Source organism: Planococcus notacanthi, from assembly GCF_030407825.1.
Taxonomy (GTDB): Bacteria; Bacillota; Bacilli; order Bacillales_A; family Planococcaceae; genus Planococcus; species Planococcus notacanthi.
The window spans coordinates 358636-374237 of record NZ_JASDCQ010000004.1 but is presented as its reverse complement, the minus strand read 5'-3'; the positions used below and the strand labels follow the sequence as shown (position 1 = coordinate 374237).

Below are 15602 nucleotides of genomic sequence, written 5' to 3'. Positions count from 1 at the left end.
TTCTGCTTTTAATTTTGTTTAAAAAAAGACACTCAGCTTGATGCTGAATGTCTTTTCGGGCAGATAGATCAATTAACTTTATCCAGCAAAAAGCCGTAGCCTTCTGCTTCCATTTCCGCTTCTGGGATAAACAGCAGGGCGGCGCTGTTCATGCAATAGCGAAGTCCACCTTTGTCTTTGGGTCCGTCATTGAAAACGTGCCCCAAGTGGCTGTCGCCGGCGCGGCTTCTGATTTCAGTCCGTTTCATGAACAGCATGCCGTCTTCATGCTCAGTGACGACAGCTGGATCAATGGGTTTGGTGAAACTCGGCCATCCGGTTGTGGAGTCGTATTTATCCGCAGAAGAGAACAAGGGCTCTCCGGTAGTGATGTCCACATAAATGCCCGGTTCGTAGAAACCATCGTATTCATTGGAGAAAGAAGGTTCAGTCGCGTCTTCCTGTGTCACTTCATATTGGATGTCCGTCAACTTCGCTTTCAATTCTTCGTCGCTTGGTTTCGGATAAAGCGCCGGATCGATCAATGACTGAGCGCCTCCTTCAATTTCCTGATCTTCCAACGTATCAAACTCAACGTGGCAATAGCCATCCGGATTTTTTTCAAGGTAATCCTGGTGGTATTCTTCTGCCAGGTAATAATGTTCAAGCGCTTCGACTTCAGTGACGATCGGATCGTCATAGCGTTCTTTCTCTGCAGCAACTGCTTTGTCGATGACAGCACGGTCGGCTTCATTTTCATAATAAATGCCGGTCCGGTATTGCTCACCACGGTCATTTCCTTGCTGGTTCAGAAGTGTCGGATCGATGATCATGAAATAATGGCCAAGCAACTTCTCCAAGTCCACACGTTCGGGATCGTATCGGACGTGGACTGTTTCGGCATGTCCGGTATTGTCATGGATCACTTCTTCATAGCTCGGATTTTCGGTGTTGCCGTTTGCATAACCCGAGGTGACGTCATAGACGCCGTAAACCCGTGCCATATAAGCCTCGACTCCCCAGAAGCAACCGCCGGCCAGCCAAATATCCTGCAGTTTGTCTGTATCGAATTCAAGGTCTGTGTTTGGATTGTCTGGAAATTTGGATGTGCTTGTATCCGCCGATTGACCGGTGGCTGCACTGCCGGAATTGAAGGTTGAACACCCGGAAAGCACCAGCAGCAATAAAATCAAAAAGCCTAAAAATGAGATCTTTTTCATGAGGAAGCTCCTGCCTTTCATAATTGAGTAAGTTCACATGGATGGGTATGTTGATCGCAGGCAAGGGCAGCTTAAAAGTCATTGATGGAATGGAAATGGTGTAAACGTTTTCTTTGTTTTTCTATCTACAGTTTAATCGAATGCCTGAAAAAGAGGAACTGAAGCGGTTCGAAACAAGCGGCTATTTTATGAAGTATGTCACAAAATGGATTCACGTTCTATTGCAGGGCGTGATAGTGGAGAGGATTCGGAATGACATGCTAAGATTTAAGGACTTGCGAAGGGAGATAGACAGATGATTTCATTGAATATCCTCGATTATTCGCCGATTGACGAAGGCGGCACGGCAGCGGCTGCCCTGAAGCAGACAACGGAACTCGTTCAACTGGCCGAACGTCTCGGCTATAAGCGCTTTTGGGTGGCTGAACATCACCAGGTGGAGTCGGTTGCCGGCAGTACGCCTGAAATGCTGATGATGCATTTGGCGACGTCCACTGAGACCATCCGAATCGGTTCGGGAGGCGTTATGCTGCCGCATTACAGCGCTTATAAAGTTGCGGAGAATTTCCGGATGCTTGAAGCACTGCATCCGGGCCGCATCGATCTTGGCATCGGCCGCTCCCGCAGCTACCGGATTGTCAATGAAGCTTTAAATGAAAGCAAAACGAAACGGCTGCCTTATGATCAGCAATTGACGGATTTGCAGAAATACTTTAGTGATGACATTAACAGCGAGCACCGCTTTCGATCGTTGAAGGCCATGCCGATTGTGGAGACAGCGCCTGAATTGTGGCTGCTTGGAACCGGGCAGGGCAGCGCCCGTCTTGCTGCTGAACAAGGAATGGGCTATGCGTATGCCCATTTCGCTAAGCCATCGCAGCAAGGCGTGGAGGTAGTGGACACATACCGTGAAGAATTCCAGCCATCGCCCTTTCTTCAGGAACCGAGAGTAATCATCGCTGTTTTTGCAGTCGTTGCTGAAACGCTGGAAAAAGCCGAGGAGCTGGCGACGGCTTTTGATCTATGGCTGTTGTTTGTTGAATCCGATTCACCGCCTCCTTATTACCCGTCCGTTGAGACGGCGAAAAAGCGCGGCTTCAGCGCCAGTGAACAGAAAAAAGTGGCACGCAACCGGCAGCGTATGCTGATCGGCACACCGGAACAAGTAAAAGCCCAGGTCGAATCCATTGCAGAACGCTATAAGACAGACGAAATCACCATCATTCCGAACATTTTCGGAGCGGATAACCGCATGGACACGCTGCGTTTATTGGCAGGTGCATTTAATCTCAATGGAAAATGAAACCATTTCTGCTGCTTCTGCGTATACATTAAAAAGCAGAAGAGGCGGGGATGATGGATGGCAATCAAAACGAGAAGCAAGGAGAAAAAAGATCGCTGGTGGATTTTTGATGTAATAGACTTTTTCACTAGTATCTTGGATGTGATTTTCTTTCTTCCGCGTTCAGTTTTCCGGTTCTTCAAGGAATTATAAGGAAATCTGCTCGTTGGGGAGTGGAAAATAGTTGTCCTGGAAAATGTGTATCCGCATAAACAGAAAAACCGCGTCAGCGAGTGAGCTGACGCGGCTTTTTCGTGTTCGGAAAGTATTTATATGAGTTTGGAAAGTATTTCATTCGAAATGGAAAGTATTTGCGCCGTTTTGGAAAGTATTTCACTCCATGCGGATAGTATCGCCAATTAAATGGAAAAAAACCGCCCGAAAAGGCGGCTTTCCACAGTTTTATAGCTTTGCAAACTCAGGATCAGCAACTTTTACCAATTGCTTGCCGAGATTTGTGCCTTTGAAGAGTCCGAAGAAAGCTTCCGGCGTGTTTTCAAAGCCTTCAACAATCGTTTCGTCGTATTTCAATTTGCCTTCTTGGAGCCATTCAGCAAGTGCCGCGGCGCCTGTCGGCAACTCTTTCGCGTAATCGCCGAGCGTGAAGCCTTTCATCATGGAGCTGGTCTTGATGAATTTCCATTGCATGCGCGGACCGACGTCTTCGCCTGGCGAGTTGTAAGACGAAATTGAACCGCATAGTGAAACGCGTGCATTTCTGTTCAGCTGATTGATGACCGCGTCAGATACGTCGCCGCCGACGTTATCGAAGTAAACATCGACGCCATCCGGAAGCGCGTTGATCAAGTCTTCTTCAAAGCTGTCTTTCTTGTAGTTGACGGCTGCGTCAAAGCCGAGCTCATTGACCAAGTAATCGACTTTGTCATCAGATCCCGCGATGCCTACTGCACGTGCGCCTTTGATTTTAGCGATTTGTCCGACAATCGAACCGACTGCACCGGCCGCGCCTGAAACGACAACCGTTTCGCCAGCCTGTGGTTTGCCGATGTCCAGCAAGCCGAAGTAAGCTGTAAGGCCGGTCAATCCAAGAACGCTGAGGCGTGCCGTAATCGGTGCTTGAGATGGATCGACTTTTTGCAATTTCTCTGGAGCTGCTACATTGTATTCAGCCCAGCTAAGGTTACTGTTGACGATGTCGCCTTTTTTAAATAAATCCGAATTGGACTCGACCACTTCGGCAAGAACGCCGCCGACCAATACTTTATTTAATTCGAATGGTGCGATATACGATTTTACGTCTCGCATCCGGCCGCGCATATAAGGGTCTACTGATAAGTAAAGTGTTTTCAAGAGGACTTCGTTTTCGCCCGGTGCCGGAACGTTTTTTTCGACAAATTTAAAATCATCGTTGGTCGGCATGCCTTCAGGGCGATTCACCAAATGAATTTCTTTATGAGTTTGTGCTGTCATGGAAAATTCCTCCTAATTTACGAATTCGTTGAAAAGCGTAACATTCGAACTGGGGCTGGTCAAAAATAATGTACCAGAAAAAGGGGGCGAGCGTGTATTCTTGATTCCTGAAAATCCGTATGCTATTTTGAAATACCGAAGCCTTTCGGAAGAGAACCTATATGCAGAAAAGAGGAAGTTTCATGAATCCACTATATACAGAATTATTTAAAGAAATTACATTGCCGAACGGCGTCGTCCTAAACGACCGCTTAGGTGTAGCACCGATGACGACGTATTCCGGAAATGAAGACGGCACCGTCTCGGATCAGGAACTAACCTATTACAACCGCCGCGCTGGACTTGGAAGCCTGTACATATCTGCGTGCATCGCCGTTTCAGAAAACGGCATCGCGTTCCCGAACCAGTTTATCGGTTTTGACGACAATGCAATTCCGCGTTTGACTCAAATGGCTAAAGAAATGAAATCAAAAGGCAGCAAAGCGATTCTGCAAATTCAGCATGGCGGACGACAAGGGCAGGCTGAGCTGATCAAGACGAATGAAACGGTTGCGCCAAGTTCAGTGCCGAATGCATCAGGCAAGCCGGCACCACGTGAATTGACAGAAGCGGAAATCGAAGCGATCATCGTTGATTTTGGTGAAACGACTAGAAGAGCGATTGAAGCGGGCTTTGACGGCGTAGAAATCCATGGTGCCAATACTTACTTGCTTCAGCAATTCATTTCTACGGCTACAAACCTGCGCCAGGATCAATGGGGAGGCAGTTTGGAAAACAGCATGAAGTTCCCGTTGGCTGTATTGAAAAAAGTCAAAGACATTGTCGCTGAATATGCAGATGAACAGTTTATCGTCGGTTACCGATTGTCTCCGGAAGAAAACAATGAAACGACAGTTGGCTATACTATAGAAGAAACAAAAATTTTGGTGGAAGAATTGATTCAAGGCGGCATCCATTATCTTCATGTATCGCTGATGGAATTCAAGAAAAAACCAAGAGGCGCTGAACAAGGCGACAGCATTGTCCGTATCCTCGCGAACCACATCAATGGCCGCATTGCTTTTGTCGCAGTCGGAAGTGTGAAAACACCTGAAGATGCATTGACGGCATTGGAAGAAGGGGCGGATATCGTCGTGATCGGCCGCCAAGCACTGATCGATCCGGAATGGACCGAAAAAGTGAAGCAAGGCAAAGAACAGGAAATCCATCCGGTCATCACACAAAAAATGGTCGGCACCTTGGATATCCCGCAAAATATGTGGCACCTCATCACATCGTACGGCATGGTCAAAGTAGCAGATAATTGATGCAATAACTCTGAACGCCCAACTCTGGTTGGGCGTCTTTTATTGGTAAGGAAAATAAAATGAAGACCCATTTTGTGGAATACTAGACGTTAAAATTAACTACTTTTTCCGACTTGGTTGATTTTGAAAGCACTTTCATTTAAACTATTACTAAACCGGTTTAGTAAACCGATTTAGTAATAGTTTAATTATTGATAATGAAAATATAAAATTGCTTATATATTGGAAGGAGCAACCAATTTGTCTGATATCTATAGTGTTTTTACGCTGGGCGATGCATTAATCACCTTCAATCCGTCAGAAACGGGCCCATTACGCTACGTTCCGAATTTCACAAGAAAAGTCGGAGGAGCAGAATTGAATTTTGCAATCGGATGCGCACGCTTAGGTTTGCATTCCAAATGGGCTAGCCGCCTTGGAGGCGATGAATTCGGCCGTGTCATCTATAACTTCGCGCGTGGTGAAGGAGTAGATATGGCAGATGTGAAATTTGTGGAGGGTTATCCGACTTCCTTGAACTTCAAGGAAATCCGGGAAGACGGGTCGGGCAAGACCTTCTATTACCGATACCAGTCGCCGATCTTGACGATGGAACCAAGTGACATTACGGCGCAGATGTTCGAAGGAATTCATATCATCCATTTAACAGGTGTATTTCTGGCCATCGATCCGAAAAATCTGGCCATCACCAAACGGGTGCTGGAGATTGCGGAGCAGTTGAATATCCGAGTGTCTTTTGATCCAAACATTCGCCTTAAGCTCTGGACCATCGAACAGGCGAAAGCTGCATATATGGAGATTTTGCCTTCAGTGGATATTTTGCTGACAGGACTGGATGAGATTCAATTGATTATTGGAGATGCTTCTAAAGGAGCGCTGGAAAAATGTGCAGCAGACTTCTCCATCAGTCAATTGGTCATCAAGGACGGCAGCAATGGCGCACGTGTCTTTGTGGAGGGTGAGTGGTACGAAAAAGAAGCGTTCAGTGTCACCCCGATTGATACGGTAGGAGCAGGTGACGGTTTTGATGCCGGATATATTTACTCGGTGTTGCACGGCTACTCTCCAGAAGCGTCGCTGGAATTCGCCAATGGCGTCGGCGCGTTAGTGACAACTGTCTCGGGAGATAATGAAGGGCTTCCTTATTTGAAGGAAGTGCAGTCATTGATCCGAAAAGAAGCCGTAATTGAACGTTAACCTGAAGGAGGAAACTAAATGATGTTAAAGCATGATATTCTATTCCAATTGTCTGAAACGAAAGTGGTCGCGGTAATCCGCGGAAATAGTGCAGAAGAAGCGGTTGAATTGTCGAAAGCAGCGGTACAAGGCGGTATTCGTGCAATTGAACTGACCTATACAACGCCACACGTCCAGCGGGTATTTGAAGCGCTGGAATATGAAGATGTCCTGCTTGGCGCAGGCTCTGTACTGGATCCGGAAACAGCACGCCATGCCATTTTGGCTGGTGCGAAATTTATTGTCAGCCCGTCTTTTAATGAGGATATTGCGCCGGTATGCAATCGTTACGGCATTCCTTACCTGCCAGGCTGTATGACAATCCGTGAAATGGTGAAAGCATTGGAATCAGGAAGCGACATCATCAAATTGTTCCCGGCAACTAATTTTGATCCTTCATTTATCAAATCAGTCAACGGACCGTTGCCGCATGTGCGCATTATGCCGACTGGCGGCGTCAATTTGGAAAATATTCAGGATTGGCTTGCAGCCGGTGCAGTAGCCGTCGGAATCGCCAGCGATTTGAACAAAGCTTATGCAACAGACGGTTTTGATGGAGCAGTTGAGCTGAGCCGAAAATACATGCAGAAAACTGCACAGTAGAAGGAGTGATGACGATGAACATGACATTTCGTTGGTACGGGCAAGGCAATGACACGGTAACACTTGAACATATCAAACAAATTCCGGGCGTTAAAGGAATCGTTTGGGCACTTCATGATAAACCAGCCGGTGAAGTCTGGGAAAAAGAAGACATCCAAAAAGAAGTGGCCTATATTGAATCACACGGTTTTCATGCGGACGTCGTCGAAAGCGTCAATGTCCACGAATCCATTAAACTTGGAAACGCAGAACGTGATCAATACATCGAAAATTATAAGGAATCCATCCGCAACCTGGCGGAATTCGGCGTTAAAGTCATCTGCTATAATTTCATGCCGATTTTCGACTGGACACGAACAGAAATGTTCCATCCATTAGAAGACGGTTCGACAGCTTTGTTCTTTGAAAAATCAAAAGTAGAACAAATGGATCCCCAGGAATTGATTCGTACTGTCAGTGAAGCTTCGGATTTGACGCTTCCTGGTTGGGAGCCGGAAAAACTTGAACGCATCACTGAATTGTTTGAGGCTTATAAAGAAGTGGACGAAGCAAAATTGTGGAGTAACTTGGAATTCTTTCTGAAAGAAATCCTGCCGGTTGCTGAAGAAGCAGGCATCCAGATGGCCATCCACCCGGATGATCCCCCATACTCGATTTTTGGATTGCCGCGCATCATCACCGGAGAAGCAAGCTACGAAAAACTGATCGAGATTTCCGGTTCGCCATCCAATGCATTTACAATGTGCACCGGCTCGATGGGTGCAAGCCCGCAGAATGACATGGTGCAAGTGGCTAAAAAATATGCCAGCCGTTCACCATTCGCGCATATCCGCAACGTCAAAATTTACGACAATGGCGATTTCACAGAAACGTCCCATTACACACAAGATGGTTCGATTGATGTAAAAGGCGTCGTCAAGGAATTGCATGCACAAGACTACAGAGGTTACATACGGCCGGATCATGGCCGCCATATCTGGGGTGAAGTATGCAGACCGGGTTACGGTTTGTATGACCGTGCACTCGGCATCATGTATTTGCTTGGATTATGGGATGCTTATGAAGCAGCTGGAAAAGAAGGTGCAGAATGATTCCAATTCATGAAAACCTGAAAGGCCGTGTAGCGGTAATCACTGGAGGCAGCGGAGTCCTTTGTTCAGAAATGGCGAAAGAACTGGCGCGTCAAGGAATGAAAGTAGCCATTCTTAATCGTACTGCCGAAAAAGGCAAAAGCATCGCAATTGCTATCAAAGAAGCAGGCGGGGAAGCCCTTGCGCTTCCAGCGGATGTATTGGACCGGGCTTCATTGGAACTAGCGAAACAGCAGATTCTTGAAAAATTCGGGCGCATTGATTTGCTGGTCAACGGTGCGGGCGGCAATCACCCAGATGCTATCACGGGACCTGAAAGTTATACAGAAGAATCGGTTGGGCAATCATTCTTCGATTTGGATGCAGCCGGCTTTTCTTCTGTATTCTCATTGAATTTCACTGGTACATTCTTGGCGTGTCAGGTGTTCGGCAAGGAATTGCTGAAAAGCGAAGCACCGGCCATCATTAATTTATCTTCGATGAGCTCATATGCACCGCTGACAAAAATTCCAGCTTACAGTGCGGCAAAAGCATCGATTAACAACTTCACGCAATGGATGGCCGTTCATTTTGCTGAAACTGGTTTGCGTGTCAACTCGATTGCGCCCGGCTTTTTCCTGACAACACAGAACCGCGATTTGTTGATGGACAAAGACGGCAATCCGACGGCCCGCACGAAAAAAATACTGGAAGCGACACCGATGAATAAATTTGGTGAGCCGGAAAACCTGCTCGGAGCCTTATTGTTCTTGGCGGATGAATCCTATTCTTCTTTCGTCACTGGAACTACGATGGCAGTAGATGGTGGTTTCATGGCTTATTCCGGTGTATAAAAATATGCCCGTGCATTTTCCGCGCGGGTCTCTTCTAAAGTTCGTTGAAAGCGATTGCAAATTTTGGAAAAATAAATCAACCATCTACCAGAGTCGATGCGGCATAAGAGTTGGATAGGTTTTAACGGAGGAAAGAATATGGAATGGATTATAGAATCGCTGCCGATTATTTGGGTGGCACTGGGCGTAGCCTTGTTATTGTTCTTGAATATGAAAGTGAAATTAAACAGTTTCCTGTCTTTATTGATTGTAGCGATCATCGTCGGGATTCTGAATGGCTTAAGCCTGAACGATGTAGTCGAATCTGTTAAAGCCGGTTTCGGAAGCACGCTTGGAAGCCTCGCGTTGATTATTGGATTAGGTGCTGTACTCGGTAAGCTGATGGTCGACTCTGGAGCTGCGCAACAAGTTGCTTCAACTTTGTTAAGAAAGTTCGGTGTTAAAAATATTGAATGGGCAATCATCATCGTCGGTGGGATTTTCGGAATCTCTGTTTTCTACGAAGTGGCTTTCATCATTTTGGCGCCTTTGGTCATCAGTATTGCTATTGAAGCAAAAGTTTCCTACATGCGCCTTGGAATAACAATGGTTGCAGCGGCGACTTTGGCACATAGTCTGTTTCCGCCACAACCTGGGCCAACTGCGTTGGTTGCAGCATACGGCGCGGATATGGGAATGGTCTATATATTGGGGGTCGTGGTCTTTATTCCAGCCGTCATTGCTGCGGGGATTATCCTGCCTCGTCTGCTCGGCAATATGGAAAAACCGGTACCGCCTCTTTTAAAAAAGCCGAAAGAATTTAAAGAAGATGAAATGCCAGGATTCGCAATTAGCATCCTTGTACCACTGTTGCCGGCAATCATCATCACCAGTACAACCGTTTTCAATATTTTCGTTGAAGAAGGGACGACGTTCCACGAAATCATCAACTTCTTCGGTACAGCTGAAATCAGCATGCTGCTGGCTGTTTTGGTTGCTATTTATGTCTTCGGACTGCGTCGTGGCAAGAAAATGCACGAAGTCATGGATTCATTCGGCAGCGCCATCCAAAGTATTTCGATGATTATTTTGATTGTTGGTGCAGGTGGTGCCTTTAAACAAATCATCCTGGATTCCGGCGTCGGCGATTATATCGCTGTACTGATGCAGAACACCAGCGTCTCACCGCTGATCATGGCGTGGGTCATTACTGCCATGCTTAGAATCGCAACGGGTACGGGCGTCGTTTCCGCCATCACAGCAGCAGGAATCGTGGGGCCATTGATCCCGACATTCGACGTCAACCCTGTGCTGATGGTACTGGCGACTGCAGCGGGCAGCAACACGATTACACATGTCAATGATGCGTCATTCTGGTTGTTCAAAGAGTACTTCAACTTATCCATCAAAGAAACATTCCAAACATGGGGGCTTTTGCTGTTGACGACATCTGTTGTCGGTCTTGGCGTTGTTCTTCTGTTGAGTTTGTTCATGTAAGGAATCGAAAAAAGTGCAGCATCCAGATTTTTGGGATGCTGCACTTTTTTATTTTCAACCGGTATATACCGAATCGTAAGGATATCGGTAATGTTCATTGCGCGGTTTCATTAAGATAAAGAACAAAGTCAACGGCCCGACACGGCCGGTGAACATCACCAGGCTCAACAGGATTTCGCCAAGAGGACTTAAATCACCGGTAATGCCCATCGACAAGCCGACCGTTCCAAAAGCGGAAACCACTTCAAATGCCAAAGGCAGGAACGGAATTTTCTCCGTCACAGCCAATAAAAACAGGAAGAAGATTACCAGCAATACACTGATTGTGGTGATGGCGAGTGAACGCAATATCGCTTCCAGCCGGATGGATCTTCCAAAAATCTCAGGTTCGCGTTGTGAACGCAAAAACGCAACAGCTGCCAGGATGACAACGACAAATGTGGTCAACTTGATGCCGGAAGCCGTCGAAGCGCTGCCGCCGCCGATGAACATCAACAGCATGGTGAACAGCAGAGTTGGATCTTCAAAATTTCCGTAGTTCAGCGTATTGAATCCTGCAGTACGCGGAGTTACTGCACTGAAATAGGAAGCCCATAACTTATCCGGCAAGGACATATGCCCGAGAGTGCCCGGGTTGCCATATTCCAAAGCGAAAATGACGATCATGCCAATCGCATTTAAAATTAAAGTGCCGCTGACCATCAGTTTGGTATGCAATGCCCATTGGCGAACTGCTTTTTTTTGATAGACATCGATGACAACGGTGAACCCGATGCCCCCTACGATAAATAACGCAGAGATTAATAGGTTCACAAGCGGATCTCCGGTAAAACTCATCAAGTTATCAGGAAACAAGGAGAACCCGGCGTTATTGAACGCGGAAATGACATGGAAGACACTGTAATGGAGTGCATCTTTAAAGCCGAATTCCGGTATCCAGTAGAGGGTCAGCAGTATGATGGCAACCGCTTCTACAGATAAAGCAAAAGTGAGAATCAGTTTAACAAGCTTGACGATGCCGCCAATAGTACTTTGCGACAGTGATTCCTGGACGTAAATCCGGTTTTGGAGCCCAATTTTCTTACGGAACAGAATGAGGATGGCAACCGCGAATGTCATCAATCCGATGCCTCCGCATTGAATCATCACAAGAAGGACCAGCTCCCCAAATCCTGTAAGTACCGTGCCTGGATCAAAGACGCTGAGTCCAGTCACTGTCGTGGCCGAAGTAGCAGTGAAAAAAGCATCGGTCCAGGAAATTGGCCGTGTAGTCGCGAACGGCATCTTCAACAAAATTGTACCTGCCAAGATCAACAACAAAAAGCTTCCGGAAATCACCACCGGGGGAGAAACGGCGATCCGCTTCTTTTTCCAGGAACGCATACGAGACCCTTCCTTCATCGAGAGAACTGAAATATGAGCCTACTCTATGCCTGTTTGAAGAAACTGTCAATGAAAATTATCCACTAATACAACCCTTTCTTTAAAGTTTTGAAAAGAGCATCCGTAGTTGCAGTCTTTTAGTAGTTAGTATAATCAGAAAAAAGTGAATACTTCCTATGAATCCATACAGAATATCGGTATAATTAAAAAAAACAAGGGGGTAGAGAGATGAAGAAAACGAAGGCAAGTGCATTTTCTTTAGTCATTGCCGGAAGCATGGTCTTGGCAGCTTGTGGAGAAGACAATACGACGACGAATCCGGAAGAAGGCGGTGGGGACACTGCTGGATTGGAAGAGAATATTGTCACCATTGCTACTGGTGGAGCATCCGGGCCCTATAACATCATTGGATCAACGCTGGCTGAAACCTACAGTTCACAGTACGGCGTCAACTCGAGAACCCAAACAACCGGGGCCTCTGTGGAGAACGTCAACTTGATCAAAGAAGACAAAATCGAAATGGCATTCACGATGAGTGACGTGGTCAGCCAAGCGGTGGAAGGAACTGAAGGCTTTACAGAGCCGACAGATAAAATCAGCCAAATCGCTGCTTTGTATCCTAACTATGTGCAAATCGTCACCACAGCGGATTCAGGTATTGAAACTTTCGAGGACCTGCGCGGCAAGCGAATTGCAGTGGGCGATCAGAACTCGGGAGTGGAAGTGAACGCGCGTACGCTGCTTGAAGGCTACGGCATCACCTACGATGACATTCAAGTGGATTATCTGGGGTATGCGGAAGCGGCTGACGGCTTGCGTGCCGGACAGATCGACGCGGCCTTCCTGACAAGCGGCCTGCCGAATGCATCACTGCTGGAGCTTTCTGAAACACTGGACATCCGCATGGTTTCCATCGCTCCTGAAGATGTAGAGCGGGTAGCGGAAGACCAGTCCTACTTTATTGCACTTGAGATTCCAGCAGATACTTACGGAAATGAAGAACCTGTTCCGACTGCAGCAATCATGAACGCATTGGTGGTCCACTCGGATATGAGCGAAGACGATGTCTACGAATTGACCAAAACCTTCTTCGAAAATCTGGACACGCTCGAGAATTCTCACCAGGCAGCCGCCGATATTACATTGGAAGCTGCACAGGAAGGCTTGGTGGCACCGTTGCATCCAGGGGCACAGCGTTACTACGATGAACAATAAAGTATTGGCGGGAGGAGCATGTGTGATTATGCTCCTTTTTTTCCTGTTGTGGCGGATCCCTGTCGTACAATTCAACTTTGGCGGGGAACGCTATTATTTGAAAGAAACGGATTTTACCTTGCAATGGATCCATTCAGTGGAAAAAGAACAGTGGCTGGAGTTTTATGAGCGGGACGGCGACAGCCTGTTGCTGGCAGAAACGAAGTTTAAAACTTACGGCGCAGGTGTCCCTTCAGATGGAAAAATCATCCCGTCAAAAGATGGCTATGTCCATATGGAAATCGGACGGCTCTTCAAAGAAATGAATTTGACGGTCTCACAAAATGCACAAACAACGATAAAAACCGCCAACAAGGAAATTCCATTATATGACTATACGGAAGATTACGAGATGGTGACGATCACGATTGAATTTATTGATCTGTGGGATTATATGAGGGGGAATAAACTATGACAAAAGACAACCGGGATTTGGATGTTGAAAGCGTTTCTGCCCATGAAGAAGACAAAACCCTCAGCCAGGAAGTGCTGGAGAAATACGATACAGATGCCAAAGTCCGCAAACTGAAAAATCGGAAGCTGGTTTTTCTGATAGCAGCGATCGCCATCGCTTATTCGATTTATCATCTCTATGTGACCTTCAATCCGATGCCTGCCCTTCAGGCGCGGTCGATCCACGTAGCTGTCGGGATGGGCTTGATTTTCCTTGTCTATCCAACTTTCAAAAAGCAGGATCGCACGAAAATCCCTTTCTATGACTGGATTTTATTTATCTTCAGTTTGGGGACCGCGGGTTATTTGATATACGAATACAACGATATCATGACCACGCGCGGAGGAATCCCGAATACGTTGGATATCATTTTTGCGGTTCTGACGGTTGTGCTGGTCCTTGAAGCAGCACGGCGCGTAACCGGCATCATCCTGCCGATTTTGGCGTTGGTGTTCCTGGCCTACCCATTCATCAGCCATTTCGTTTGGATGCCAAACATGCTGATGACGAGGCCATTCGACCTTGGCGATATTTTTGGGCAACTCTATTTGAAGACGGAAGGTCTTTATTCGACGGCCATTTCGGCTTCCCTGCAATTCATCTTCCTGTTCATCCTGTTTGGTGCGTTTCTCGCCAAATCGGGGATGGGCCAATTGTTCAATGACCTAGCTATGGCTTTAGCCGGCAGCAGGCAAGGCGGACCTGCCAAAGTCGCGGTTATTTCCAGTGGGTTCATGGGCAGCATCAACGGTTCGGCGATTGCCAACGTTGTGGGAACCGGTGCGTTCACCATCCCCTTGATGAAAAAAATCGGCTACAATAAAAACTTTGCCGGCGCCGTAGAAGCGAGTGCCTCTGTGGGCGGGCAAATTTTGCCGCCGATCATGGGGGCGAGTGCCTTTATCATGGCTGAAACCACGGGCATCTCCTACGGAACGATTGCGCTTGCAGCTTTACTGCCGGCAGTGCTGTACTTTCTGGGCGTCATCATGCAGGTGCATTTCCGTGCCGGCAAAGAAAACCTGAAAGGCATTCCGAAAGCGGATTTGCCAAGAACCAAAGAAGTGCTGAAAGAAAAAGGCCATTTGCTGTTGCCGATTGTGGGCTTGATCTTCATGCTTTATACGGGAATGCCGATTGCCTATGCGGCATTCTATACCATCGTGCTGACGGTCATCGTGGCTGCGTTCAGAAAATCGACGCGCATGGGCTTTAAGGATATACTCGAAGCGCTGGAAAATGGCGCACGGCAATCCTTGTCTGTCATGATCGCCTGTGCGGTCGTCGGCATCATCATCGGTGTCGTCAGCCTGACCAGTTTTGGTACGGTTATGACGTCAGCGATTACAAGCTTTGGCGCAGGGTCGTTGTTCTGGACCTTGTTCCTGACAATGCTTGCCTCTATTGTTTTGGGAATGGGCTTGCCGTCCATCCCGGCCTATATCATCACGGCTACCATGACAGCGCCGGCACTTGCTGAATTCGGCATTCCGGTACTGGTTGCGCATTTGTTCGTATTCTACTTCGGAATTTTTGCCAACATTACACCACCGGTCGCACTCGCCGCATTTGCCGGTGCGGGGATATCCGGAGGCGATCCGATGCGGACCGGTTTAAACGCGCTGCGTTTGTCGATTGCGGGATTCATTATCCCGTACCTGTTCGTCTATAACCCAGCCATGCTGATGATCGATACGACCGGCATTGCGGTCAACGCCACCGAGTTTGCCTTGCCGCCGATACTGGAAATCGTGATGATCACCATCACCGCTATAATCGGCATCATTGGTTTAAGTGCAGCTGCAGAAGGCTATTTCCAGACAAAGCTCAATGTGCTGTTCCGCATCGTTCTCGGGGCGGGAGCGTTGATGCTGATTGTCCCCGAAACCTTGACGGATATCATCGGCTTGGCTATTGTATTAGGGATTTTCGTCATCAATTTCCTGAAGAGCAAAAAAGAAAATACGGCAGCCGCTGCCTCGTAACTTTATAT

14 protein-coding genes are annotated in these 15602 nt (G+C 47.3%); 11 read left to right on the top strand and 3 right to left on the bottom strand.

The features are described 5' to 3' along the window. Window positions 1–68 precede the first annotated feature (68 nt). Window positions 69–1199 carry a peptide-methionine (R)-S-oxide reductase MsrB gene (gene msrB, locus QMA01_RS15120; protein ID WP_290215402.1) on the bottom strand — a complete coding sequence of 377 codons (1131 nt, stop codon included), beginning with the start codon at window positions 1197–1199 and terminating at the stop codon, window positions 69–71. Window positions 1200–1494: 295 nt separating this feature from the next. Between msrB and QMA01_RS15115 the strand changes: the two genes are divergently transcribed. Both QMA01_RS15115 and QMA01_RS15110 read left to right on the top strand, forming a co-directional pair. After that, complete coding sequence (locus tag QMA01_RS15115) at window positions 1495–2502, top strand: LLM class flavin-dependent oxidoreductase (protein WP_290215401.1); 1008 nt, start codon at window positions 1495–1497, stop codon at window positions 2500–2502. Further along, window positions 2492–2617, top strand: coding sequence for a hypothetical protein (locus tag QMA01_RS15110; RefSeq protein ID WP_263615975.1), 126 nt, complete (start codon window positions 2492–2494; stop codon window positions 2615–2617). The genes QMA01_RS15115 and QMA01_RS15110 overlap by 11 nt, the downstream gene beginning before the upstream one ends. Before the next feature lie 326 nt (window positions 2618–2943). On the opposite strand, the gene QMA01_RS15105 is transcribed toward QMA01_RS15110, so the two are convergent. Then, window positions 2944–3972, bottom strand: coding sequence for an NADP-dependent oxidoreductase (locus QMA01_RS15105; protein ID WP_290215400.1), 1029 nt, complete (start codon window positions 3970–3972; stop codon window positions 2944–2946). A gap of 182 nt (window positions 3973–4154) precedes the next feature. Here QMA01_RS15105 and QMA01_RS15100 point away from each other — a divergent pair, with 182 nt between their 5' ends. The 6 genes from QMA01_RS15100 to QMA01_RS15075 all read left to right on the top strand — a co-directional run bounded on the left by QMA01_RS15100 (window position 4155) and on the right by QMA01_RS15075 (window position 10518). Continuing rightward, entirely contained in the window at window positions 4155–5279 is a 1125-nt protein-coding gene (locus tag QMA01_RS15100) for an NADH-dependent flavin oxidoreductase (RefSeq protein WP_290215399.1), read from the top strand. 240 nt (window positions 5280–5519) lie between these two features. After that, on the top strand, window positions 5520–6476 hold the full coding sequence (locus QMA01_RS15095; RefSeq protein ID WP_290215398.1) for a sugar kinase: 957 nt from the start codon (window positions 5520–5522) through the stop codon (window positions 6474–6476). Window positions 6477–6494: 18 nt separating this feature from the next. Next, window positions 6495–7118: a bifunctional 2-keto-4-hydroxyglutarate aldolase/2-keto-3-deoxy-6-phosphogluconate aldolase gene (locus tag QMA01_RS15090; protein WP_290215397.1), complete on the top strand. Its 624-nt coding sequence runs from the start codon at window positions 6495–6497 to the stop codon at window positions 7116–7118. Window positions 7119–7132: 14 nt separating this feature from the next. Then, window positions 7133–8209: a mannonate dehydratase gene (uxuA, locus tag QMA01_RS15085; protein WP_290215396.1), complete on the top strand. Its 1077-nt coding sequence runs from the start codon at window positions 7133–7135 to the stop codon at window positions 8207–8209. Then, window positions 8206–9042 (top strand): SDR family oxidoreductase, encoded by an 837-nt coding sequence (locus QMA01_RS15080; protein WP_290185351.1) that lies wholly within the window; start codon window positions 8206–8208, stop codon window positions 9040–9042. Before uxuA ends, QMA01_RS15080 begins: the two co-directional genes overlap by 4 nt. 138 nt (window positions 9043–9180) lie before the next feature. Continuing rightward, entirely contained in the window at window positions 9181–10518 is a 1338-nt protein-coding gene (locus tag QMA01_RS15075) for a gluconate:H+ symporter (protein ID WP_290185352.1), read from the top strand. A 54-nt stretch (window positions 10519–10572) separates the two neighbouring features. Here QMA01_RS15075 and QMA01_RS15070 read toward each other — a convergent pair whose 3' ends face one another. After that, window positions 10573–11901, bottom strand: a complete 1329-nt coding sequence (locus QMA01_RS15070; RefSeq protein ID WP_290185353.1) for a TrkH family potassium uptake protein — start codon at window positions 11899–11901, stop codon at window positions 10573–10575. Window positions 11902–12129: 228 nt separating this feature from the next. Here QMA01_RS15070 and QMA01_RS15065 point away from each other — a divergent pair, with 228 nt between their 5' ends. From QMA01_RS15065 to QMA01_RS15055, 3 genes are read left to right on the top strand one after another with little or no spacing between them, the layout of a single operon-like run. Next, window positions 12130–13116 carry a TAXI family TRAP transporter solute-binding subunit gene (locus tag QMA01_RS15065; protein ID WP_290215395.1) on the top strand — a complete coding sequence of 329 codons (987 nt, stop codon included), beginning with the start codon at window positions 12130–12132 and terminating at the stop codon, window positions 13114–13116. Window positions 13117–13144: 28 nt separating this feature from the next. Continuing rightward, window positions 13145–13570, top strand: coding sequence for a DUF1850 domain-containing protein (locus QMA01_RS15060; protein ID WP_225218612.1), 426 nt, complete (start codon window positions 13145–13147; stop codon window positions 13568–13570). After that, window positions 13567–15594 (top strand): TRAP transporter permease, encoded by a 2028-nt coding sequence (locus tag QMA01_RS15055; protein ID WP_191716397.1) that lies wholly within the window; start codon window positions 13567–13569, stop codon window positions 15592–15594. Before QMA01_RS15060 ends, QMA01_RS15055 begins: the two co-directional genes overlap by 4 nt. The last annotated feature ends 8 nt before the right edge of the window (window positions 15595–15602 follow it).